At 62.7% G+C, this 22343-nt stretch carries 19 protein-coding genes and 2 pseudogenes; 10 read left to right on the plus strand and 11 right to left on the minus strand.

Annotated features, from left to right (window positions below; genetic code table 11):
• Positions 1 to 139 precede the first annotated feature (139 nt).
• The 8 genes from yjfF to ABI546_RS13950 form a co-directional block, all read right to left on the minus strand.
• Entirely contained in the window at positions 140 to 1174 is a 1035-nt protein-coding gene (gene yjfF, locus ABI546_RS13915; RefSeq protein WP_348047240.1) for a galactofuranose ABC transporter, permease protein YjfF, read from the minus strand.
• Positions 1171 to 2220 carry an ABC transporter permease gene (locus ABI546_RS13920; protein ID WP_348047242.1) on the minus strand — a complete coding sequence of 350 codons (1050 nt, stop codon included), beginning with the start codon at positions 2218 to 2220 and terminating at the stop codon, positions 1171 to 1173. Before ABI546_RS13920 ends, yjfF begins: the two co-directional genes overlap by 4 nt.
• The gene (locus ABI546_RS13925; RefSeq protein WP_348047244.1) at positions 2213 to 3739 is read right to left on the minus strand and encodes a sugar ABC transporter ATP-binding protein; all 1527 of its coding nucleotides are present in this window, start codon (positions 3737 to 3739) and stop codon (positions 2213 to 2215) included. The genes ABI546_RS13920 and ABI546_RS13925 overlap by 8 nt, the downstream gene beginning before the upstream one ends.
• A 46-nt stretch (positions 3740 to 3785) precedes the next feature.
• Positions 3786 to 5000, minus strand: coding sequence for a multiple monosaccharide ABC transporter permease (gene mmsB, locus ABI546_RS13930; protein WP_348047246.1), 1215 nt, complete (start codon positions 4998 to 5000; stop codon positions 3786 to 3788).
• Positions 5001 to 5003: 3 nt separating this feature from the next.
• Positions 5004 to 6509, minus strand: a complete 1506-nt coding sequence (gene mmsA, locus ABI546_RS13935; protein WP_348047295.1) for a multiple monosaccharide ABC transporter ATP-binding protein — start codon at positions 6507 to 6509, stop codon at positions 5004 to 5006.
• Between the two features lie 108 nt (positions 6510 to 6617).
• Positions 6618 to 7688, minus strand: coding sequence for a multiple monosaccharide ABC transporter substrate-binding protein (chvE, locus tag ABI546_RS13940; RefSeq protein WP_348047248.1), 1071 nt, complete (start codon positions 7686 to 7688; stop codon positions 6618 to 6620).
• Positions 7689 to 7751: 63 nt separating this feature from the next.
• Positions 7752 to 8717 carry an ABC transporter substrate-binding protein gene (locus tag ABI546_RS13945; RefSeq protein ID WP_348047250.1) on the minus strand — a complete coding sequence of 322 codons (966 nt, stop codon included), beginning with the start codon at positions 8715 to 8717 and terminating at the stop codon, positions 7752 to 7754.
• Between the two features lie 49 nt (positions 8718 to 8766).
• A complete protein-coding gene (locus ABI546_RS13950; RefSeq protein WP_348047252.1) occupies positions 8767 to 10218 on the minus strand; it encodes an aldehyde dehydrogenase family protein in 1452 nt (483 codons plus the stop codon).
• A gap of 104 nt (positions 10219 to 10322) precedes the next feature.
• Here ABI546_RS13950 and ABI546_RS13955 point away from each other — a divergent pair, with 104 nt between their 5' ends.
• Positions 10323 to 11282 carry a LysR substrate-binding domain-containing protein gene (locus ABI546_RS13955; protein ID WP_348047255.1) on the plus strand — a complete coding sequence of 320 codons (960 nt, stop codon included), beginning with the start codon at positions 10323 to 10325 and terminating at the stop codon, positions 11280 to 11282.
• Between the two features lie 125 nt (positions 11283 to 11407).
• On the opposite strand, the gene ABI546_RS13960 is transcribed toward ABI546_RS13955, so the two are convergent.
• Positions 11408 to 12193, minus strand: a complete 786-nt coding sequence (locus ABI546_RS13960) for an SDR family oxidoreductase (protein WP_348047257.1) — start codon at positions 12191 to 12193, stop codon at positions 11408 to 11410.
• 167 nt (positions 12194 to 12360) lie between these two features.
• Here ABI546_RS13960 and ABI546_RS13965 point away from each other — a divergent pair, with 167 nt between their 5' ends.
• Together ABI546_RS13965 and ABI546_RS13970 are read left to right on the plus strand one after the other, a co-directional pair.
• Positions 12361 to 13302: an SMP-30/gluconolactonase/LRE family protein gene (locus tag ABI546_RS13965; RefSeq protein WP_348047259.1), complete on the plus strand. Its 942-nt coding sequence runs from the start codon at positions 12361 to 12363 to the stop codon at positions 13300 to 13302.
• A 51-nt stretch (positions 13303 to 13353) separates the two neighbouring features.
• Entirely contained in the window at positions 13354 to 14280 is a 927-nt protein-coding gene (locus ABI546_RS13970) for an aldose 1-epimerase (protein ID WP_348047261.1), read from the plus strand.
• Positions 14281 to 14325: 45 nt separating this feature from the next.
• Here the strand turns inward: ABI546_RS13970 and ABI546_RS13975 are convergent, their stop codons facing one another.
• The gene (locus ABI546_RS13975; RefSeq protein WP_348047263.1) at positions 14326 to 15054 is read right to left on the minus strand and encodes an IclR family transcriptional regulator; all 729 of its coding nucleotides are present in this window, start codon (positions 15052 to 15054) and stop codon (positions 14326 to 14328) included.
• A gap of 94 nt (positions 15055 to 15148) precedes the next feature.
• On the opposite strand from ABI546_RS13975, the pseudogene ABI546_RS13980 reads away from it, so the two are divergent.
• A pseudogene (locus tag ABI546_RS13980) lies at positions 15149 to 15982 on the plus strand (hydroxymethylglutaryl-CoA lyase); the annotation flags it as partial.
• A gap of 96 nt (positions 15983 to 16078) precedes the next feature.
• The gene (locus ABI546_RS13985) at positions 16079 to 17296 is read left to right on the plus strand and encodes a CaiB/BaiF CoA-transferase family protein (protein ID WP_348047297.1); all 1218 of its coding nucleotides are present in this window, start codon (positions 16079 to 16081) and stop codon (positions 17294 to 17296) included.
• A gap of 38 nt (positions 17297 to 17334) precedes the next feature.
• Here ABI546_RS13985 and ABI546_RS13990 read toward each other — a convergent pair whose 3' ends face one another.
• Complete coding sequence (locus tag ABI546_RS13990) at positions 17335 to 18267, minus strand: LysR family transcriptional regulator (RefSeq protein ID WP_348047265.1); 933 nt, start codon at positions 18265 to 18267, stop codon at positions 17335 to 17337.
• Between the two features lie 101 nt (positions 18268 to 18368).
• Here ABI546_RS13990 and ABI546_RS13995 point away from each other — a divergent pair.
• The 5 genes and pseudogenes from ABI546_RS13995 to aroE all read left to right on the plus strand — a co-directional run.
• Positions 18369 to 19298 (plus strand): annotated as a pseudogene (locus ABI546_RS13995) (ketopantoate reductase family protein); the annotation flags it as partial.
• 30 nt (positions 19299 to 19328) lie between these two features.
• Positions 19329 to 19739, plus strand: a complete 411-nt coding sequence (locus tag ABI546_RS14000) for a VOC family protein (protein ID WP_348047299.1) — start codon at positions 19329 to 19331, stop codon at positions 19737 to 19739.
• 10 nt (positions 19740 to 19749) lie between these two features.
• The gene (locus tag ABI546_RS14005; protein ID WP_348047267.1) at positions 19750 to 20232 is read left to right on the plus strand and encodes a MaoC family dehydratase; all 483 of its coding nucleotides are present in this window, start codon (positions 19750 to 19752) and stop codon (positions 20230 to 20232) included.
• A 58-nt stretch (positions 20233 to 20290) separates the two neighbouring features.
• On the plus strand, positions 20291 to 21514 hold the full coding sequence (locus ABI546_RS14010; RefSeq protein ID WP_348047269.1) for a CoA transferase: 1224 nt from the start codon (positions 20291 to 20293) through the stop codon (positions 21512 to 21514).
• Positions 21511 to 22332 carry a shikimate dehydrogenase gene (aroE, locus tag ABI546_RS14015; RefSeq protein ID WP_348047271.1) on the plus strand — a complete coding sequence of 274 codons (822 nt, stop codon included), beginning with the start codon at positions 21511 to 21513 and terminating at the stop codon, positions 22330 to 22332. Before ABI546_RS14010 ends, aroE begins: the two co-directional genes overlap by 4 nt.
• Positions 22333 to 22343 lie beyond the last annotated feature (11 nt).

Consider the following 22343-nt stretch of genomic DNA (forward strand, 5'->3'; position numbering starts at 1 on the left):
CGTCGAACTCATGGTCGGGAATGCCCTGGTTCTTCATCCAGCTGCGGTACATGAAACCGTTTTTGTCGGCTGAACCGAACCATTCGGTGGAGCGCAGTTTTCGCTTGTTGCTTGTCATGGTATGTCTGTCGATAAGGTTTCAGGAGGATTTGGGAGTGCGGTTTGTTAAAAGCCGTTGCAACAGGCAAAAAACAAAAAGCAACACGCCGACAACAATGCGCGTCCACCAGGAGCTCAGGGTGCCGTCAAAGGAAATCAGGGTCTGGATGATGCCGAGCATCAACACCCCGAACAGGGTGCCCGCCACATAACCCACGCCGCCGCTGAGGAGGGTGCCGCCAATCACCACGGCGGCGATGGCGTCAAGCTCCATGCCGGTGGCGTGCAGGCCGTAGCCCGACAGCATGTAGAAGGTAAAAACCACGCCGGCCAGCGCCGAGCAAAAACCCGAAAGCGTGTAGACCCCCACGAGTGTGCGGCGCACCGGCAAGCCCATCAGCAGCGCCGACTGCTCATTGCCGCCCACGGCATACACCGCGCGGCCAAAGGGCGTGCAATGCGCGATGAACACCGCCACCAGCAGCACCACGATGGCGATGACGGCGCTGATGGAGAGCGAAGCGTCTTCCCACAGGGGAATGCGCAGCTGCGAGACTTCCGAGTAAAACTCGTTGGTGATGCTGATGGAGTCGACGCTGATCAGGTAGCACAGGCCGCGCGCGAGGAACATTCCGGCCAGTGTCACGATAAAAGGCTGCAGGCGAAAGCGTTCAATCAGAAATCCCATGAAGGCGCCGAACGCCGTGCCCATCAGCAGCACCAGCGGAATCACCACGATCGGACTCCAGCCGTGATGCTCCACCAGCGCGGCCGATACCATGGTTGTCAGCGCCACTACGGAGCCGACGGACAGGTCAATGCCGCCCGACAGGATGACGAAGGTCATGCCCACGGCGATGATGACCAGGAAGGCATTGTCGATCAGCAGATTGAGAAAAACCTGAGCCGAAAAGAACCCGCTGTAAAGCACCGAGCCCATGGTCGCCATGGCGACGAAGAGCGATATGGTGGCGGCCAGCGGCAGGTATTTGGAATTGAACCGGGAAGCCGGTGCCGCGGGCGCCGCTTGCCTTGGGGCGGATTCTGCGACGGGTTTGGTGAGCGTCGTGTTCATGGCCGCATCTCCCGCGCTGCGGGCCGCCGCATCCAGAAACCGATCTCGGCCCGGAACTCAGGCGATTGCAGCAACATCACCACAAACACCACCACGGCCTTGACCACGAGGTTGATCTCAGGCGGCACGCCCAGCGAATAAATGGCATACGTCAAGGTCTGGATGATCAACGCACCGATCACGCTGCCCACCAGGCTGAACCGCCCACCGGTGAGGGCTGTGCCGCCCAGCGTCACGGCCAGGATGGCGTCGAGCTCCAGCAGCTGGCCCGCATTGTTGCCGTCGGCACTTTTGACGTTGGAGCTGATCAGCAAGCCCGCAATGCCTGCGCAAAAACCGCAGAACGCATAGGCCGCAATGATCAGGCGTTTCGCCTGTATGCCGGCCACGCGTGCTGCGGTTGGGTTAATGCCCACGGCCTGGACGAACAAGCCCAGGGCGGTGCGCGTCACCGCCAGATACAGTAGCGCAAAAACGGTCGCCACGATGAACAGCGAGAAGGGCAAACCCAGCAGGTAGCCGCTGCCCAGGAAGAAGAACGGCGCATAGTAAATGGTGATGATCTGCCCGCCGGTGATCAGCTGCGCGATGCCGCGGCCGGCCACCATGAGGATCAGCGTGGCAATGATCGGCTGCATACCCACTTTGGCGACCAGCAACCCGTTCCACAGCCCGCATACCAGGGCGATGGCCAGTGCCGCCACGATCGCCAGCGGCATTGGAAAGCGGCTCACGCTGCCTGCCACCGACCCGCCAATCATCCAGGCGGCCAGCGCCGCCGCGATGGCGACCACGGCACCCACGGAAATGTCGATGCCGCGGGTGGCGATCACCATGGTCATGCCCAGCGACACCAGCACCAGTGGGGCAGCCCGGTTGAGAATGTCGATCAGGCTGCCGTACAGATGCCCGTCGCGCCACTCGAGGTGCAGAAAGCTGGCATTGAAAGCGGTGTTTACGGCCAGCAGCAACGCCAGCGTCAGCAGCGGCCAGACCAGACGGTGCCGTAGCGCGGCAGTCAGAAAAGAAGAAGGCACTTCAGACATGTTCAGCCGCAATCAGTTCATAGACAGTGTCTTCGCTGCTCCCCGCGGGCAGCTCGCCCACTTTGCGGCGGTCGCGCAGCACGACGATGCGGTGCGCCACCCGCACCACCTCGCTCATTTCGGACGAGATAAAAACCACCGCCATGCCGGCATCTGCCAGGCGCAGGATCTGCTCCATGATTTCCTGCTTGGCCCCCACGTCGATGCCGCGTGTGGGCTCGTCCAGGATCAGCAGGCGCGGCTCGGTGGCGAGCCAGCGCGCGATCATGGCTTTTTGCTGGTTGCCGCCCGACAGCAGGCCGATGGGCGTGTCGACGCTCGCGGTCTTGATGCCCATGGCCTGGACAAAGCGCTCGGCCAGCGCGGTCTGCTCGGCCCGCGACAGGAAACGGCGCATGCCCATACGGGCCTGCAATGCCAGCGCGATGTTTTCCCGCACCGACAGCTCGGCCACAATGCCATCGGTCTTGCGCTCCTCGGGACACAGCGCCAGGCCGTGCCGGATCGCGTCGGCGGGATTGGAAAAAGTGACCGTCTGGCCATTGATCTTCAGCACACCGCGATCCGGTGTCTCCAGGCCAAACAGCAGGCGCGCCAGCTCGGTGCGCCCGGAACCCAACAAGCCTGCGATGCCCACCACCTCGCCGGCGCGCACGCGCAGGTCGACGGCTTGCAACTGGCCTGCCTGGCCCAGACCTTCGGCTTGCAAAAGTGCCGGCGCTGCGTCATCAAATGCCGGCGCTACTGCGGCGCCTGCGGATTGCGCTGCCAGCTCCCTGCCGAGCATGGCCGCGATCAGCGCCTGGGGCCCCAGTTCACTTGCCCGCCATTCCCCTACCCAGGTGCCGTTGCGCAGCACCGTGATGCGGTCCGATACCGCGTAGACCTGGTTCAGGAAATGGGTCACAAAAACGATGGCGAGCCCGTCATCGCGCAAGCGGCGCAATACCTCGAAGAGTTTTTGGACTTCGTCATCGTCCAGGCTGGACGTGGGCTCGTCGAGGATCAGCACTTTCGATTCGATGCTGATGGCGCGCGCGATGGCCACGAGCTGCTGCACCGCAACCGGGTAGCTCGACAGCAGGCGCGTGACGTCGATGTCCAGGCCGATGCGCGCGACAAGTTCGCGCGCGCGGCGGTTCAGCAAGGCCCAGTCAATGCGAAAACCCTGCGCGATGCCGCACCGCGGATAGCGCCCTGCGAAGATGTTCTCTGCCACCGAGAGGTTGGGGCAGAGATTGACCTCCTGGTAAACCGTGCTGATGCCAAGGCGCTGTGCGGCCAGGGGAGAGTTCGGCCACACGGCTTTGCCGGCCAGCTGCATCTGGCCGCCGCTGGCTTCAAGCACGCCGGTCAGCACCTTGATCAGTGTGGACTTGCCTGCACCGTTTTGCCCCATCAAGGCGTGGATTTCACCGGGATACAAGCACAAACGCACATCGCGCAACGCTGCGACACCGGCAAATTGTTTGTGGATACCTGTGAGTTCCAGTACCGGGGCGGGATCGGCCTGAGTCATGGCGCAAGCTCTGCGCGATGCCCTGCCTTCAGTACAGCCGGGTGGTTCATGCCTTGTTCTTGTTGTAGACGTCGACAAACACTGCGGCCAGCAGCACTACGCCCTTGATGACCTGCTGGTAGTCGATGCCAACGCCCAGTATGGACATGCCGTTGTTCATCACACCCATCACGAACGCACCGATCACCGCGCCCATGACCTTGCCCACGCCGCCCGAGGCCGAAGCCCCGCCAATGAAGCAGGCGGCAATGACGTCGAGTTCGAAGCCCAGGCCGGCCTTGGGCGTGGCGGTGTTCAGGCGCGCGGCAAACACCAGGCCGGCCAGCGCTGCCAGCGCGCCCATGTTGACAAAGGTATAGAAGGCCAGGCGTTCGGTCTTGATGCCCGACAGTTTGGCGGCTTTTTCGTTGCCGCCCATCGCATAGACGCGCCGGCCAATGGTGGTGCGGCCCGTGATGAAGTGGAAAAGGAAGATCAGCACGGCCATCACAATCAGCACATTGGGCAGTCCTCTGTAGGAGGCCAGCAGGTAGCTGAAATAGATCAGAAGCGCGGAGAATGCCGCCGTTTTGACAAGGAAAAACACGGCGGGTTCGGCCTGGATACCATGCTTGAACTGGTTGGCCCGCGCACGTATGCCAGCCACCGCGAGCACGGCGGCAAGCACCACGCCCAGAAGCAGCGAGCTCTTGCGCAGGCCGTCGCTGCCCAGCAGGTCGGGCATGAACCCCGAGCTCAGCATCTGGAATGAGTCGGGAAAGGGGCCGACCGACTGGCCCTGCAGCAGTGCCAGGGCCAGCCCCTTGAACACCAGCATGCCCGCCAGCGTGACGATGAAGGAGGGAATGCGGAAGAAGGCCACAAACCACCCCTGAACTGCGCCTATCAGCGCGCCGCAGGCCAGGCACGCCAGCGACGCGGGCACAAAATGCCAGTCGTACTGAACCATCAGCACGGCCGCCAGTGCACCGATGAAGCCGCACACCGAACCTACAGACAGGTCGATGTGCCCCGCCACGATCACCAGCAGCATGCCCAAAGCCATGATGACGATATAGCTGTTTTGCAGGACCAGGTTGGTCAGATTGAGGGGCTGCATTAGCGTGCCCTCGGTCATGTACTGGAAAAAGACCATGATGGCCACCAGCGTGATCAACATGCCGAATTCGCGGAAGTTGTGCTTCAGGTAGTCGAGCGGCGACTTGTCGCTTTCGACGGGGGATTTAGCGGCGGGCACGGCGGTAGAGGGTTTGTTGTTCATTTTTCAGCTTGCTTTCATGATCGCGCGCATGATCTTTTCCTGGGAGGCTTCGGCCGTCGGCATCTCGGCAATGAAGCGGCCTTCGTTCATGACATAAATGCGGTCAGTCATCCCCAGCAATTCCGGCATTTCCGAAGAAATGACGATGATGCATTTCCCCTCGGCCGCAAGCTGGGCCATCAGGGTGTAAATCTCGTACTTGGCGCCCACGTCAATGCCGCGCGTAGGCTCGTCGAGGATGAGAACCTCGGGGCTGGTGAAGAGCCATTTGCTCAGCACCACCTTTTGCTGGTTACCGCCTGAGAGGTTGAGGACTTTCTGGCCGACGCTTGAACACCGGATGCGAAGCTTCTCCCGGTAACTCTGCGCGACCTGGTACTCACGGCCATCGTCGATGACCGAGGCGCTTGAAACGCCTTTGAGATTGGCCAGCGACACATTGAACTGGATGTCTTCGTTCAGCACCAGCCCGTTGCCCTTGCGGTCTTCAGTCACATAGGCCAAGCCGTGGCGAACAGCCTTCTCCACCGTGCCGACATCGACAGGCTGGCCGTTCAACAGAACCTGGCCGCTGATGCGGCGGCCCCACGACCGTCCGAAGATGCTCATGGCAAGCTCGGTTCGCCCTGCCCCCATCAGCCCGGCAATGCCGACGATTTCACCGCGGCGCACCTGCAGGCTGACGCCCTTGATGAATTTCCTGTCGGTGTGCAGCGGGTGGTAAACATTCCAGTCGCGCACTTCAAACACGGTCTCGCCAATTTGCGGCTGGCGCGGCGGGTAACGGTCGGCCATCTCGCGGCCCACCATGCCGCGAATGACGCGGTCCTCGCTGATGGCCTCTGCGCGGCAGTCCAGCGTTTCGACGGTGCTGCCATCGCGCAGGATGGTGATGGCGTCGGCCACGCGCGAAATTTCATTGAGCTTGTGCGAAATGAGAATACAGGTGATGCCCTGGCCTTTGAGCTCCAGCAACAGGTCGAGCAGCGCCTGGCTGTCGTTTTCGTTGAGGCTTGCAGTGGGCTCGTCGAGGATCAGCAGCTTGACCTGCCTGGACAGGGCCTTGGCAATTTCCACCAGCTGCTGCTTGCCTACGCCGATGTCGGTAATCAGCGTGGCGGGTGATTCCTTGAGGCCCACTTTCTTCAGCAGGGCCTGCGTCTTGCTGTGCGCCGCCATCCAGTCGATCACGCCGCGCTGCGCGGTTTCGTTGCCGAGGAAAATGTTCTCGGCAATGGACAGCAGCGGAACCAGGGCGAGCTCCTGGTGGATGATGATGACACCCAGTTGCTCACTGTCGTGAATGCCAAGGAACTGGCGTTCCTGTCCTTCGTAAACGATGTCGCCGCTGTACGAGCCGTGCGGGTAGACCCCGGAGAGAACCTTCATCAAGGTCGATTTTCCGGCGCCGTTCTCACCCACGATGGCATGGATCTCACCCGCGCGCACGCGCAGGTTGACCTTGTTCAGCGCGACAACCCCGGGAAAGGTTTTGCGGATGTCGCGCATCTCGAGAATCGTTTCCAATGCCTGTCCTTTGATGCAAAGGTGATTGCCACCCCTTGATATTGACAGCCCCGTGCGTTGCCGCACGGGGCTGTTTGTCTTCAGCCAGTGTTACTTGACCTGGGATTCTTTGTAGTAACCGCTGCCTATCAGCACCTTGTTCCAGTTGGACGCATCCACAGCCACTGGCTTGAGCAGGTAAGACGGGACCACTTTCACACCGTTGTTGTAAGTCTTGGTATCGTTGATCTCGGGTTGTTTGCCCGACAGCACGGCATCCACCATGTTGGCCGTCACTTTGGCCAGCTCGCGCGTGTCCTTGAAGACGGTCGAGTACTGCTCGCCTTTCAGGATGGATTTCACCGAAGGAATCTCGGCGTCCTGGCCGCTGACCACCGGGCAGGGCTGCTGCGCAGAGCAGTAGCCGACGCCCTTGAGCGATGACAAGATGCCGATGGACAGGCCGTCATAAGGCGACAAGACCGCGTGAACCTTCTCCTGACCGTAGTAGGCCGACAGCAGGTTGTCCATGCGCGCCTGCGCCACTGCGCCGTCCCAGCGCAGCGTGCCCACCTTGTTCATGCCCATTTGCTTGCTGCGGACCACCAGCTTGCCGCTGTCGATGTAGGGCTTGAGCACGCTCATGGCGCCGTCGTAGAAGAAGAAGGCGTTGTTGTCGTCGGGTGAGCCGCCGAACAGTTCGATGTTGAAGGGGCCCTTGCCTTGTTTGAGGCCCAGCTTGTCAACAATAGAGGTGGCCTGGAGCACACCGACCTGGAAGTTGTCGAAAGTGGCGTAGTAGTCCACGTTCTTCGAGCCCTTGATCAGGCGGTCGTAGGCAATGACCTTGATGCCTTTGTCGGCAGCGCTCTGCAGCGCTTTGGACAGGGTGGTGCCGTCGATGGAAGCGATCACCAGAACCTTCGCACCCTTGGTGATCATGTTTTCGATCTGGGCCAGCTGGTTCGGAATATCGTCATCTGCATATTGCAGATCGGTCTTGTAGCCGCGCTCCTTGAGCACCTTGACCATGTTGTCGCCGTCGGCGATCCAGCGAGCCGATGACTTGGTCGGCATCGAGATCCCGATGCTGCCCTTGTCCTGTGCATGGGCCAGCGGCGCGATACCGAAAGCGCTCAGGGTAAGGCCGGCCAGCAAAGTTTTCAGAAAAATACGTTTCATGAATTGTCCTCTTGAATGTTGTAAATGGATCTTCCAGTATCAGCGTGCGGGTGCATGCGCAAATCAGTACTTACGCTTGGGAAATTCCTTGGCCGCCACTTCCATCGGAAAAATTCCCTCTTCGGTAACGATACGTTTCTGAACCGTCTTGCCGGCCTTGATGTCCTTGACTGCCGTCATCAGCTGGGGGCCCAGCAAGGGGCTGCATTCCACAGAGACATTGAGCTTGCCGGCCATCATGGCCTCGAAGGCGCCCTTGACGGCGTCGATCGAAATGATGGTGATGTCTTTGGCGGGCTTCATGCCGGCCTCTTCAATGGCCTGGATCGCACCGATGGCCATGTCGTCGTTGTGCGCGAAAAGCACATTGATCTTCTTGCCTTCGGCCTTGAGGAAGGCTTCCATCACTTCTTTGCCCTTGGCCCGGGTGAAGTCGCCGGTTTGCGAGCGGATGATCTTGAACTTCGGATCGGCCTTGATGATTTCTTCAAAACCCTTTTTGCGGTCAATCGCCGGTGCGGAGCCTACGGTTCCCTGCAGCTCGACGATGTTGACTGGCCCGCTTGTGCTTTTCATGTTGTCGACCAGCCAGCGGCCAGCCTTGCGGCCTTCTTCGACAAAGTCGGAACCCATGAAGGAAACGTACAGCGAGGTGTCTTTCACGTTGACCGAGCGGTCGGTCAGCACGACGGGGATCTTGGCGGCTTTGGCTTCACGCAGAACGGTTTCCCAGCCCGACTCGACCACCGGCGAGAACGCGATTACGTCCACTTTTTGCGCGATGAAGGAGCGAATGGCCTTGATCTGGTTTTCCTGCTTCTGCTGGGCATCGGAGAACTTGAGTTCGATGCCGGCTTCCTTGGCGGCCGATTTGATGGATTCGGTGTTGGCGGTGCGCCATTCGCTCTCCGCGCCGACCTGGCTAAAGCCCAGCACGATGGGCTTTTGGGCCCAGGCTGAAACCGGCAGCAAGCCGGCAAGTGGGGCGCACGCGAGTGCGACAGCGAGGGTGCGGCGATGAATTTTCATGTTGTCTCCTTGGTTGAAATGAACTAGCAGCTATCGGTAACTTTAGCGCTCAGGCCAGCATATACCCAGTCTTCACGGTGGTGTAAAACTCTGCGGCGTAACGGCCCTGCTCGCGCGGACCATGGCTTGATGCTTTGCGGCCGCCGAACGGCACGTGAAAGTCCACACCTGCAGTTGGCAGGTTCACCATGGTCATGCCCACCTCGGCGTGCCGCTTGAAATGCATGGCATGTTTGAGCGAGGTGGTGCAAATGCCCGCGCACAAACCAAAAGGCGTGTCATTGGCGAGCGTCAGCGCGTGTTCATAGTCGTCGGCCTGTAATACGCATGCGACAGGGCCGAAGATTTCCTCGCGTGCGATGCGATGCTCCGGTCGGGCGAGAAACAGCGCTGGGCTCATGTAGTGCCCGGGCGTCGGGCGTTCAAGCAGTTCACCACCCCAGACATGTTCGGCGCCTTCGGTGCGGCCGATCTCGATATAAGACTGGTTCTGCTCGAGTTGGGCGCGGTCAGCCACGGGCCCCATCTCGACGCCGCGCTCCAGCGCATGGCCGACCTTGAGCGCCGCCATGCGGTGGCGCAGGCGCGCTACAAAAGCATCGTGCACAGGCGCTTCCACAATCAGGCGGCTTGAGGCGGTGCACCGCTGACCGGTCGAGAAGTACGAACCCTGCATGGCGCAATCGACCGCCTGGTCAAGGTCGGCGTCCGCCAGGACCACCAGTGGATTCTTTCCACCCATCTCCAGCTGCACTTTGGCACGGCGTGCCGAGGTGCCCTGGAGGATCTGGCCTCCTGTTGCCACTGATCCCGTGAAAGTCAGCGCATTGACCATGGGGTGATCAACCAGCGTTTGCCCCACCTCGCGGCCGCTGCCCATGACCAGGTTGAACACACCTGCCGGCAGTCCGCAGCGGCTGATGATCTCGGCCAGAGCCCAGCCACAGGTGGGCACCAGCTCGGCGGGTTTGAAGACCACGGTGTTCCCGTAGGCCAATGCAGGCGCGATTTTCCAGGCCGGTATGGCGAGCGGAAAGTTCCACGGCGCGATGATTCCCACCACGCCCACGGGTTCACGTGTCACGTCGACCTGGATGCCGGGCCGAACCGAGGCCATGGTCTCGCCCTGCACGCGCAGCGCTTCGCCCGCGAAAAATTTGAATATCTGGCCTGCGCGCGCCGCTTCGCCCACGCCTTCAGGCAATGTTTTTCCCTCTTCCCGTGCGAGCAGCATGCCCAGCTCGTCCTTGCGGGCCAGGATTTCGCTGCCTATCTGGTCGAGCACATCGGCGCGGCGTTGGGGCGTGCTGTGGCTCCAGTGCGGCAAGGCCTCGGAGGCGGCCCGGATCGCGAGCTCGGTCTGGTTGCGGTCGGCACGTGCGTACTCGCTCACCACTTCCCGCGTATCCGAGGGGTTGATGCTGGTGCCCGTGGTGGCGCCGGTTTCCCACCGCCCATTGATGTAAAGCCTGGCGTTTTGCTGGAGTTCGCCAAATTTCATGAGAGCCTCATTTTCATAGCTCCGCAGTCTATTATTGGTTTTGATATCAATCCAATCATTTTTTTGACAAAATAGATATCGTTCTACGCATTCTGGAAAACCCCATGAGCACCTACAACCACTGGTTTATTCGCGCGCGCCTCAAAACCCGGCAACTGCTGTTACTGGTTGCGCTGGCTGAAGAAGGCAACATTCACCGCGCGGCGCAGGTCCTCAGCATGACCCAGCCGGCGGCGTCCAAGTTGCTCAAGGATCTGGAAGATGTGCTGGAGGTATCGCTCTTCGAGCGCCTGCCCCGCGGCATGCGGCCGACCTGGTATGGCGAAACCATGATCCGGCATGCGCGCATGGCGCTGGCCAGCCTGAACCAGGCGCATGACGAGCTCACCGCGCTCAAAACCGGGCACTTCGGCCATGTCGGCATTGGCGCGATTACCTCGCCGGGGCTGGCCTTGTTACCGTCTGCGGTTGCCGTCGTCAAACAGGAGCACCCGAGCCTGCGCATTTCGCTGGACATCGAAACCAGCCCGGTACTGCTGGAGCGGCTGGAGCAGGGCAAGCTCGACATCCTCGTGGCCCGCCTCTTTGCCGAGCATGACAAGACCAATTTGCGCTATGAACCCCTGATCGAGGAACCCGTGTGCGCCATGGCGCGGCCAGGTCATCCTCTGCTGGGCGTGCCGGGCCTGACCCTGCGCGACGTGGTGGCGGCGCCCTGGATTGTTCCGCCCGCAGGCAGCGTCCTGAGGCACCGGTTCGAACTGATGTTCCGGGAAGACGGGCTCGCACCGCCCATCGATGTGGTCGAGTCTTCCGCGCTGCTCTTCATCACGCGCATGCTGCAGCAAAGCGACATGGTGGCGGTGGTCGCGGCCGATGTGGCGCGGTATTACGCGGCGCACGGCATCGTCTCTGTACTGCCGCTGGACATGCCTTGCCACATGGACGCCTTCGGCATCATCACCCGCACCGACCGGCTGCCGTCGCCCGCCGCCAAGGTCATGATGAAGGCGCTGAAGACAGCGAGCCTGACACTCTACGGCCGCAGGTTGGAGATGGACTAAAACCCTACCCAGCCAAGCCAAGCCAAGCCAAGCCAAGCCAGGGACACCGTGGAACCGGCTTTGCCGGGCCACTGGTGTCGCCCCCTTGAGGGGGAGGCGCCAAAGGCGCTTCGGGGGAGGTTCACTTACACCCAGCCGGCATCCACTGTGAACTCCTGCGCGGTGCACATGGCCGCGTCATCCGATGCCAGGAACAGCACCATGCGCGCGATATCGTGCGGCAGCAGTTTGTCGGGCAGGCACTGGTTGCGCTGGAGTTCCTTCTCGCCTTCGGCGTCCAGCCACAGCTTGATCTGCCGCTCGGTCATGACCCAGCCGGGCGACACCGTGTTGACGCGGATGCGGTCCTGGCCCAACGTTTTTGCGAGCCCGCGCGTCAGGCCGTTCACCGAAGACTTGGCGATGGCGTAGCAGGGGTAGCCGGAGCCCTTGCCCTGCCAGCCCGTGGAGCCCAGGTTGATGATGGAGCCGGCGCCGAGCCGCTGCATGCCCGGCACCACGGACTGGATCGCGAAGAAGGCGGGCCGTTCATTGATCGCGATGCGGTCGTCGTAATAGGCAGGAGTGACAGACTCCAGGCTGTGCCGGTCGTCGCTGGCGACGTTGTTGACCAGCACCGAAAAATCACCCAATGCGCCCGCCGCGTCGGTGATCGCCGACTGCAGCGCGGCCACGTCCCGTACATCGCAGGCGCGCCACCATGGGCGGGCGTGCCCCGCATCGGCCAGCTGCTGCGCAAGCGCTTCACTGGCGTCCTTCGCGACATCAATGAAAGCCACGCGCGCACCCTGCTGCGCAAACGCCGTCACGATGGCGGCGCCGATCCCGCTTCCTCCGCCGGTGACAAACACCGACCGCTGCTTCAGGCTGGGAAAAATGGAGAGGGTATCGGTGGCGGGAGCAGTCCGCATGGTTGGGGAGCTGGGCGTTGAGGGGGTCGGACTGGACATGTTTGACATTGCAATTTTTGTATCAATAAATAAAAAATAATAAGTTTCCAACATCACTATGCATTGATATCATCCATCGCGTCAAGAGGCATGGCGCCAATGCACCAAACCACAACGTGGAGACATGAGTGACATCAATTCCCGACACGCCTGCCAAGGCGTATCAGCAGCAACTGGCCACGCCCGTGCCTGGCGTGGTGCACTGCGTTCAGCCGGCCGGGGCCCTGCTCGGCGAAGGCGCTTTGTGGTCGGCGCGTGAACAATGTTTGTACTGGGTAGATATCCTCGGTCACCGCCTGCATCGCTTTCTTCCGGCCACTGGCGCGTGTCACAGCTGGTCTTTCGATGAGGAAATTTCTGCGCTGGCTGAACGCATCCAGGCGCCCGGCTTGATCGTGACGCTGCGGCGCGGCTTCGCGCTGTTTGACCCCGCCTCGGGCGGCGGGCCGCGCTACCTGCACCAGCCCGAGGCCGAATTGCCGGGCAACCGCTTCAACGACGGCAAGTGTGATGCCCAAGGTCGCTTTTGGGCGGGGACGATGGACTTTGACTGCGTGGCCCCCACGGGCGCGCTGTATCGCTATGACCCTGATGGCCGCTGCACGCGCCATGACGAAGGTTTTGCAGTGACCAACGGCCCCACCTGGTCCGCCGACGGGCGCACCCTGTATTTCAACGACACGGTCAATGGCCGCATCCATGCGTATGATTTTGACGATGCGGCCGGAACCTTGTCGAATAAGCGCCTCTGGCTGGCTTTTGCTGCCGGGGACGGCGTACCCGACGGCATGACCACCGACGCCGCCGGCCGCCTCTGGATAGCCCATTGGGGCGGCGCCTGCGTCAGCTGCCATGACCCGGTCACTGCGCAGGAGCTGTGCCGCGTGCCGCTGCCGACAAGCCATGTGACCAACTGCGCCTTTGGCGGGCCGGACCTGCGCACCCTTTTTATCACTACGGCCAGCACCGGCCTCACGCCCGATCAACTCGTCGCCGAGCCGCTGGCCGGTGGCCTGTTCGCGGTGGCGATTGACAGCCCGGGTGTGCCAGCCGGTTTGTTTGGCGGCTGACACCCATGCATAAGCGTTTCCTTCAATGCCCCTGGCCATGAAAGTTTTTCAATGACTGATTCCGCACATCCTGTTGCCTGGCTGCGCCACGCCGGCCAACGTCTGGGACTGCTTCCCTCGCTCGGCGGCAGTGTGGCCGCCTGGCAGCTGGACCGCCCGCAAGGGCCGCTGGACCTCTGGCGGCCTTGGGACGGCAAGACAGAGGATCTCTACCAGACCGCTTCGTTTGCCATGGTGCCGTGGTCCAACCGCATCAGCAACGGCGGCTTCCAACACGCGGGGCAGTTTTATGCCATGCGGCCGAACCGCAAGGGCGAGCCCTATCCCATTCATGGCGACGGCTGGTTGCAGCCCTGGCAGGTTTCGCAGCCCGCCGCAGACACGTTGGTGATGACGCTGGTGTCGCACGGCTTCGACGGTAATCCGTATGACTATGAAGCTGTGCAAACCTTCCGGCTGGTTGATGGCGGGCTGGACCAGAAGGTGCAGGTGCGCCACCTGGGCGTCACGCCACTGCCGTACGGCCTGGGCGTGCATCCGTGGTTTCCCCGCACGGCGCAAACGCGGATTACCGCGCAGGTAGAGGGCCTGTGGCTCTGCGGCGATGATCCGATGCCGGTTGCGCACACGACCGACTTTCCGGCGAGCTGGAACCTGAACGAAGGCGCGCCGGCCAATGGCTCGCTCATCGACAACGGCTACACCGGCTGGGGCGGCAAGGCCAGCATCGCCTGGCCCGAACTGGGTCTGCAGGTCACGGCCAGCATGCCGGACTTTGAGCGCGACGGCGGCGCCGCAGAGCATTTCTGCCTGGTCTACCGGCCGCCGCAAGGCTCCGCGTTTTGTTTCGAACCCATCACGCAGCCCATCGACGCGTTTCACCTGCCGGGCCAACCTGGCCTGCGTGTGCTCGGCCCCGGCGAGCAGTTTTCGCTCAAGATCCAGTGGCGCGTCGGGGTCCTCCCAACGCACGCTTGAACCCTTGGTTGAACCCAAGCGCACTGTCGGCGTGGCGTGCGCATCTCACATCAGCCCCGCCAGGCGGCGCGCGGCTTCGAGCACAGGCTTGACGTGGCGCGGGTTGTACCGGTTGCTGGGCATGGTCAGCGTCAGTGCGCCGGCCAGCGCGCCGTCGGCCCGAAATACCGGCGCTGAAATGCCGGCCACGTCGGCCAGGCGGTCACCGATTGCCGTGTAGTAGCCCTGTTCCCGGATTTTGGCGTACAGCTGACGATCTTTTGAGCCTCCAGCCCTTACCCGCTCTGCGCCAAACGCTATCAAAATGCGAGCACCCGTGCCGCGGTCCGCGGGCAGCACATCGCCGGCCTTGATGTGGTCGCGGATCGGGTGGGGCGAATCCACGCGGTACAGACACAGGCGAGCCTCGCCTTGGCGCACATGGTAGGCCGCGCTTTCACCGGTGGCGGCCACCAGGTCGCGCAGCACCGGCAGCACCACGCGATCCAGCGAGAACGAGGCGGCGTAGATTCCATGCAGGCGCGCGATACCCGCGCCAAGTGCATAGCGGCCGTCGTCGAGTTTCTGGACCAGCCGCGCGTGCTCCAGCGAGGCCAAGAGACGCAGTACCGTGCTTTTATAGAGCTGCGTGCGCTGCGCCAGCTCGCTCAGGCCCAGCGAGGTGTCACCGGCGCGGAAGGCCGACAGCAGCGACAGGGCGCGGTCCACCGCGGCGGCGCCGCCGGGTGCGGCGTGGCTGTCGGCAATTGATTCGGTCTGGGCTTTTCGCGGCATGCGGTCTCCTGTCCGGCGGCTTGACAGCGCCGCCAACGTGCTTCAGTATTTCATAAGAAAGAATACAGTTCTATCTTACAGAACAACCAACACGATGCAAGCCACCCTACCCAGCCAAGTGCTGATCAGTGAAGTCGGCCCGCGAGACGGGCTTCAAAGTGTCGAGCGCACCATGGCCACCGCCGACAAGTTTCGATGGATCACCGCCTCGTATGAAGCAGGCCTGCGGGAAATCGAGGTGTGCTCGTTTGTTCCCGCCCGGCTGTTGCCCCAAATGGCCGATGCGGCCGACGTGGTGCGGCACGCGCTTACCCTGCCGGGCCTCACCGTCATGGCTCTGGTGCCCAACTGCCGCGGGGCGGAGGCCGCGTTGCAGGCCGGCGTGCACAAGCTGACCATGCCGGTGTCCGCCAGCGCGGCGCATTCCCTGGCCAATGTGCGCAAGACACGCGAAGAGATGGTCGAAGAGGTCCGTGCTGTCGCAAGCCTGCGTCATGAGCGGGCGCCGCACGTGAAGCTTGAAGCCGCTATTTCAACCGCGTTTGGCTGCACGCTGCAGGGCGAGGTCCCTGAGGACGACGTGATCCGGCTGGCGGCGCAGTGTGTAGCGGCGGGCGCTGACGAGTCGGGCTTGTCGGACACCGTCGGTTATGCCAACCCCGCGCAAGTACGGCGGCTGTTCAGGCGCCTGCGCGCAGAAATTGGCGGCAAGGCCGGTGCCGCCCACATGCACAACACACGCGGGCTGGGCCTGGCCAACTGCCTGGCCGCGTTTGAGGAAGGCGTGCGCACATTCGATGCCTCGCTTGGAGGCTTGGGCGGCTGCCCTTATGCACCCGGTGCGTCGGGGAATGTGGTCACCGAAGACCTGGTCTTCATGTTTGAAGCCATGGGCATTTCCACGGGCGTGGACCTAGCCAAACTGATGGCTGCGCGCGAGCCGCTCAAGGCCGGGCTGCCGGGGGAGCCGCTTTATGGCATGACACCCGAAGCCGGTCTGCCAAGAGGTTTTGTGCAAGGAGGCATGCCTGAAGCCCATGCGTCTGCCGAGCAAGCCAAAAGCCTGCCTTACGCGGGCGTGCGCGTGGTCGAGTTCACCCACATGGTCATGGGGCCAACCTGCGGCATGCTGCTGGCCGACCTGGGGGCAGAGGTCATCAAGGTCGAGCCGATTACGGGGGACAACACCCGAAAACTCCTCGGCTCCGGCGCTGGATTTTTTCCCATGTTCAACCGCAACAAAAAAAGCATCGCGCTTGACCTGCAGACCCCTGAAGGACGCGCGCTGGCGCTCAAGCTGATTGCCACCGCCGACATCGTCAGCGAAAACTTCAAGCCCGGCACCATGAAGAAGCTGGGCCTGGACTATGCCAGCCTCTCGCAGCTCAACGAGCGCTTGATTTACGTGAGCCACAAGGGGTTCCTGCCCGGCCCCTACGACCACCGCACGGCGCTCGATGAAGTGGTGCAGATGATGGGCGGCCTGGCCTACATGACGGGGCGCGCCGGCGACCCGCTGCGCGCCGGCAGCAGCGTCAACGACATCATGGGCGGCATGTTCGGGGCCATCGGCGCCATGGCCGCGCTGGCCGCACGAGAGAAGACGGGTAAGGGCCAAGAGGTGCAGGCCGCGCTGTTTGAAAACAATGTCTTCCTGGTGGCCCAGCACATGATGCAGTTCGCTGTGACCGGCCAGCCTGCCGCGCCCATGCCCAGCCGCATTTCGGCCTGGGCAATTTATGACGTGTTCACGGTCAAAGACGGCGAGCAGATCTTCCTGGCGGTAGTCAGCGACACGCAGTGGGTTATTTTCTGCGAGGCTTTTGGCCTTCAGGAGCTTCGCGCCGACCCGCGGCTGCTCACCAACAACGACCGCGTGCTTGCGCGCGAGTGGCTGGTGCCGCTGCTGCGCTCCCATCTGGCGGAGCACAGCGCGGCCGAACTGGGCGCCGTGTTTGAAAAACACGCGCTGCCGTTTGCGCCCATCACCCGCCCACAAGATTTGTTTGACGACCCGCACCTGAAAGCAACGGGCGGCCTGGCGTCCATCACCTTGACTGACGGCGCCCGCGCAGGACAAACAAGCGCCACCGTGCTGCTGCCGCTGACCCTGGACGGTAAACGCCCCGGGGTGCGCCTGAACCCGCCCAGGCTGGGCGAACACACCCGAGAGCTGCTGCAGGAACTGGGTTATGCCGAGGACGCGATTCAGGCACTTCAGGCCAGCCGGGTGACGCGTTGAGTTTGGTTGCTATAAAAAATATAGCTGCTTGCGCCCGTCTATAAAGGGTTGGAGTCACTTTTCATAAACAACTCGGCGCACACGCCGCGCAGCCAACGGGAGGCCGGGTCATGGTGGTAGCGGGCATGCCAGTGCTGCTTCACGGAAAACCCGGGAATCACCAGCGGGCAGGGCAGCACCTGAAGGCCAGCGGCGCGAGCCAGGGTTTCGCCGATGTGGCGCGGAAGCGTGGCGATCAGGTCGGTAGAGGACAAAATGGCAGAGAGGCCCAGAAAGCCCGGCAGCTCCAGCAACACTCGGCGCGAGATGTTTTGTGACACCAGTGCACCGTCCAACAGCTGGTAGCCGGTGCCGGAGCTGATCGCGATGTGCGCCTCCGCCTGGTAAATTGCCAGGTTCCAGTCGGCACCCAATGCACCACCCACCCGCGGGTGTCGCGCATTGGCCAGGCAAATCCAGTCCTGGCCATACAGCGTCTGCTGGTAGAAACCGGCGTCGAGCCAGGGCAGGAAGCCGACGGCAAGATCGGCTTCGCCTGCTTGCAGGGCATGCGCCAGACCGGCATCGATACGCCCGGCTTCCAGCGCCACGCCTGGCGCCACAGCCCGCACGTGGGACAGCAGCCGCGGCAACAGCGTGATGTGGCTTGCGTCGGTCATGCAGATGCGAAAGCGTCGCTGCGCCGTGGACGGGTCAAAGGCAGCCTCTGACTGCGCCAGTCGCTGCAACCCGCTCAGCACTTCGCGCACCGTGGCGATCAGCGCATCGGTGCGCGGCGTGGGCAGCATGCCCCCGGCCGTGCGCACAAACAGCGGGTCGCCAAGCTGCTTGCGCAGGCGCGCCAGCCAGATGCTGACGGTGGGCTGGCTTTGCCCCAGGACCTCGGCCGACCGGGTGACGCTGCGGGTGGTATAGAGCTGGTCCAGCAGCCGCAGTAGCTTGATGTCCAGCAGATCAAGGTCTTTTTCCATACCTCTATTGTCATACGCAATGATTGGTATTGCCCTCATCGCATAGACGACATGGTTGGGCCCGCCCAGAATTCGCTCCTGAATCACGAAGGAGTTGTGCAGTGAAGATTTGTGTTCTGGGCGCCGGCGCGCTGGGCTGTGCCCTAGGCGGCGTGCTGACCGAGGCCGGCCACGAGGTCTGGCTCATCAACCGCAATGCTGCCCAGGTCGAGGCCCTGAACGGCCGCGGGCTGGTTCTGCGCGACGGCGGCGTAGACCGTTGCGTGCGGGTGCATGCCGCCATCTCCGCCGGTGGCGTGGCCATGGACACCGGTGCGGTGGACCTGGTCATCGTGCTGGTCAAGTCCTTCGATACCCGCCCGGCCATGGAGGCAGCCCTGTCGCTGCTGGGGCCGGACACGGTGGTGCTGTCACTGCAAAATGGGTTGGGGCACGAAGACATCTTGGGCAGCATCGTGGGCCGCGAGCGCGTGCTGGCCGGCAAAACCTACACGGGCGGCACGCAGCTTGGCGCCGGGCATGTGCTGATTGGAACGCGCGGCAAGGACACCCACCTGGGCGAACTGGACGGCCGCATCACGGAGCGCGTGCAGCGCATCGCCGCCGCCTTCAACGCCGCCGGGCTCGACACCACGGTCAGCCGCAACATCGTCGGCACAATCTGGGACAAGCTGCTGGTCAACGTGGCCACCGGCGCCGTCAGCGCCGTCACGCGCCTGCCCTATGGCGACATGTACCAGGTGCCTGAGCTTGAGGCCTGTGGCATTGCGGCCGTGGCCGAAGCAATGGCGGTGGCGAAAGCCAGCGGGATCACGCTTGCCACCACCGACCCGCGCCAGCCCTGGGTCAAGGCGGGCGAGGGCCTGCCCTACGCGTTCAAAACCTCGATGCTGCAAAGCCTGGAAAAGGGCTCGATCACCGAGATCGACTTTGTGAACGGTGCGGTAGTGCGCCAGGGGGCGAAGTGCGGCATACCCACGCCCGTCAACCAGTCCCTGGTGGCCTGCATCAAGGGTATTGAGCGTGCACTGCCTCGCCAAGACCCTTCAAAAGGGCTCACCATGGGCCGGCCCCAACAAAAATCCTATGTAGAACACACCGCGGTACGCGTCAAAGACATCCAGTGGCACATCAACTTCTTCTGCAAGGTGCTGGGCATGGATATGCGCGAGATCGACGGCCCCGCCGATGCACCGCACCAGTACTGGACGATCGGCGGTCTGCAGCTCATGAGTACGTCCGGCTTTGCCGCGCCGCCGTCCAACGACGCGGGCTGGCTGGCGCATCTGGGCATCATGGTGGAAGACCTGGAGGCCGCACTGGCCGGGGCGCAGACATGGGGCGTCAAGCAACTGCCCCAGGGCCGCAACTGGCTGCAGCTGCCCGATGGCCTGGCCGTCGAGCTGATCCAGGCCAGTGCCGGCAGCGTGTCTGCCGTATTGGCAGTCAATCCCAGAGCCACCTCAGCCTGAAAGGCACCTCATGCCCAACCCCAACATCCAGTTCGCCACGCCGGAAAAATACTGGGACGACGCACAGGTCGGCGACGAGTGCACCAGCCCGTCCTATACCTTCACCGCCGCGCGCATCGATGCCTACGCCGAACTCACGGGCGACTTCACGCCGGTGCATGTGGACGAGGCTTACGCCAATGCCTCGCACTTCGGCTGCCGTGTTGCGCACGGCCTGATGGGGCTGTCGGTTGCCGACGGCCTGAAAACCCAGAGCGAATACCGCTTTCTGCCCGGCATGTCGCTGGGCTGGACCTGGGACTTCCTTCTGCCCATCAAGATCAATGACACGCTGCATGTGAAGTTCCGGGTGGCCAGCATGCGGCCCTCCAAAAGCAAGCCAGGCTGGGGCATCGTGGTGCTGCCCGCCGAGCTGATCAACCAGGCCGGACAGGCGGTGCAAAAGGGCGAGCATCGCTTGATGGTGCCGCGCCGGCCGTCATCTGAAAAATGATTTGCTATTAAAAAAATAGCTGCTTGCGCCCGATATACAAGGACGAACTCAGGTTTTTATGAATAAAGCTACACAAGCGCTGCCGCTGGCGGGTATTCGCGTCGTCGATTACAGCCATTTCCTGGCCGGGCCCTATTTGTCGCGCTGCCTGGCAGCCATGGGTGCAGACGTCATCAAGATTGAGCGGCCCAAGGACGGGGATGCGGGCCGCGCCCATGCCTACTTTATCAAGGGGCAGAGTGGTTACTTTTTGCAGCAGAACATGGGTAAAAAAGGCCTGTGCATCAACCTCAAGGACCCGCGCGGCCTGGAAATGATGCACAAGCTCACCGACGCGGCTGACGTCTTCGTCGAGAACTACCGCCCTGGCGCGTTGAAAAAACTCGGCCTGGGCTATGAGGAGCTGTCCCGGCGCAACCCTGGCCTGGTGTACTGCTCGATTTCCGCCTATGGCCATACCGGCCCGGACGCGCACCGTGCAGGCTTCGGCCTGATTGCTGAGGCCAAGAGCGGCATCATGGCCATGGTCGGCGAGCCCGGCAGCGCACCGCCGCTGCTGCGCGTTTCACTGGGCGACATGTACACCGGCATCCATGGCGTGGCGGCGGTATGTGCCGCGCTGCTGGGCCGCATCAAGTCGGGCAGGGGCCAGCATATTGACTTGTCCCTGTACGACTGCCTGGTGTCCATGCACGACTATGCGGTGCAGTGTTACACCCTCTCGGGCGGCAAGGAAATTCCGCAGCAGACCGGGCACGACATGCCTCAAAGCACGTTGTACGGCGTGTTTGCCGCCAGCGACGGTTATCTCGTGATTGCCGCGCAGGTCGACGATGCCTGGAAGCGTTTTGCTTTGCTGACAGGCGGCGAAGCGCTAGCGCTTGACGCGCGCTTTCACAGCGCTGCGGGGCGCAACGAAAACCGCACCGAAATACTGGCCCAGGCGAAAGCCTGGGTAGCGGGCCGTACCGTGGCCGGGTGCCTGGCCGCGCTGGATGCGATTGACGTGCCCAGCGCCAAAGTGCAAAACATTGAGGAAGTGCTGAACGACCCGCAAATTCAGGCGCGCAACATGGTGATTGAGCAGGACCACCCGGTGCTGGGAAAAATACGCCTGGCCAACCTGCCGTTCAGGTTTTCGGAGTGCGACACCTCGTCTGCCTGCATTGCACCCGGCATGGGCCAACACAACCGCGAGATCGCCGCGAGCGTTGGTTATAGCGCTGCCGACATCGAGGCGATGGAGCGCGACGGCGTGCTGTATGCAGAGGCGCAGCCATGACCGACCGCTATGCCGTCATCGGCAACCCGATAGGGTTCAGCAAATCGCCGCTGATCCACGCCATGTTTGCCCAGGCTAGCGGGCAGGACATGGAATATACGGCCATCGAAGGGCCGCCTGGCGGTTTCGCCGGCGCCGTTGATGTCTTCTGCGCCGTGGGCGGCAAAGGCCTGAACATTACCGCGCCCTTCAAGCTCGATGCCTTTGCCTACGCCACCGAACGCTCGGAGCGGGCGCAGCTCGCGGGGGCGGCCAATGCCATGAAATTTGACGGCGAACGCGTGCTGGCAGAAAACTTCGACGGCGTTGGCCTGGTGCGGGACGTCACGCACAACCTGGGCTGCCAGCTGCAAGGCAAACGCGTGCTGCTGCTGGGCGCCGGCGGCGCGGCGCGAGGCGCGTTGCTGCCGTTTCTGGCGCAGGCCCCGGCCGAACTGGTGATTGCCAACCGCACGGTTGCCAGGGCACTTGAACTGCAGGCCATGGGCGCGGCCCGGGCAAACGTCCGCGGCTGCGGCTATTCGGATCTGACGGGGCAGACCTTTGACGTGGTGTTCAATGCCACTTCGGCAAGCCTGCGCGCCGAACTGCCGCCGGTTCCGGCAAGTGTGTTCGCCCCGGGTTGCCTGGCCTACGAACTGGCGTACGGCAAAGGGCTCACGCCGTTTTTGCGCCTGGCGCAAAACGCGGGAACCCGGCGGCTGGCCGATGGCGTGGGCATGCTGGTGGAGCAGGCGGCTGAAGCCTTTGCATGGTGGCGCGGCGTGCGGCCCGATACACGCGCAGCGATTGAACGCATCACCATTGCGCTGGTATGACATGACCTCGG

The organism is Polaromonas sp., from assembly GCF_039932935.1.
In the GTDB taxonomy this organism is placed as follows: domain Bacteria; phylum Pseudomonadota; class Gammaproteobacteria; order Burkholderiales; family Burkholderiaceae_C; genus Polaromonas.

Bases quoted from the DNA above. Each gene is read 5' to 3' on its own strand.
- ABI546_RS14005 (WP_348047267.1), top strand. From the start codon at position 19,750: ATGCCCAACCCCAACATCCAGTTCGCCACGCCGGAAAAATACTGGGAC.
- mmsA (WP_348047295.1), bottom strand. From the start codon at position 6,509: ATGCGCGACATCCGCAAAACCTTTCCCGGGGTTGTCGCGCTGAACAAG.
- ABI546_RS13970 (WP_348047261.1), top strand. From the start codon at position 13,354: ATGACTGATTCCGCACATCCTGTTGCCTGGCTGCGCCACGCCGGCCAA.
- mmsB (WP_348047246.1), bottom strand. From the start codon at position 5,000: ATGAACAACAAACCCTCTACCGCCGTGCCCGCCGCTAAATCCCCCGTC.
- chvE (WP_348047248.1), bottom strand. From the start codon at position 7,688: ATGAAACGTATTTTTCTGAAAACTTTGCTGGCCGGCCTTACCCTGAGC.
- ABI546_RS13945 (WP_348047250.1), bottom strand. From the start codon at position 8,717: ATGAAAATTCATCGCCGCACCCTCGCTGTCGCACTCGCGTGCGCCCCA.
- ABI546_RS13920 (WP_348047242.1), bottom strand. From the start codon at position 2,220: ATGTCTGAAGTGCCTTCTTCTTTTCTGACTGCCGCGCTACGGCACCGT.
- ABI546_RS13985 (WP_348047297.1), top strand. From the start codon at position 16,079: ATGCCTGAAGCCCATGCGTCTGCCGAGCAAGCCAAAAGCCTGCCTTAC.
- ABI546_RS13960 (WP_348047257.1), bottom strand. From the start codon at position 12,193: ATGCGGACTGCTCCCGCCACCGATACCCTCTCCATTTTTCCCAGCCTG.
- ABI546_RS14000 (WP_348047299.1), top strand. From the start codon at position 19,329: ATGGGCCGGCCCCAACAAAAATCCTATGTAGAACACACCGCGGTACGC.
- ABI546_RS13950 (WP_348047252.1), bottom strand. From the start codon at position 10,218: ATGAAATTTGGCGAACTCCAGCAAAACGCCAGGCTTTACATCAATGGG.
- ABI546_RS13925 (WP_348047244.1), bottom strand. From the start codon at position 3,739: ATGACTCAGGCCGATCCCGCCCCGGTACTGGAACTCACAGGTATCCAC.
- ABI546_RS13975 (WP_348047263.1), bottom strand. From the start codon at position 15,054: ATGCCGCGAAAAGCCCAGACCGAATCAATTGCCGACAGCCACGCCGCA.
- ABI546_RS14010 (WP_348047269.1), top strand. From the start codon at position 20,291: ATGAATAAAGCTACACAAGCGCTGCCGCTGGCGGGTATTCGCGTCGTC.
- yjfF (WP_348047240.1), bottom strand. From the start codon at position 1,174: ATGAACACGACGCTCACCAAACCCGTCGCAGAATCCGCCCCAAGGCAA.
- ABI546_RS13955 (WP_348047255.1), top strand. From the start codon at position 10,323: ATGAGCACCTACAACCACTGGTTTATTCGCGCGCGCCTCAAAACCCGG.
- aroE (WP_348047271.1), top strand. From the start codon at position 21,511: ATGACCGACCGCTATGCCGTCATCGGCAACCCGATAGGGTTCAGCAAA.
- ABI546_RS13990 (WP_348047265.1), bottom strand. From the start codon at position 18,267: ATGGAAAAAGACCTTGATCTGCTGGACATCAAGCTACTGCGGCTGCTG.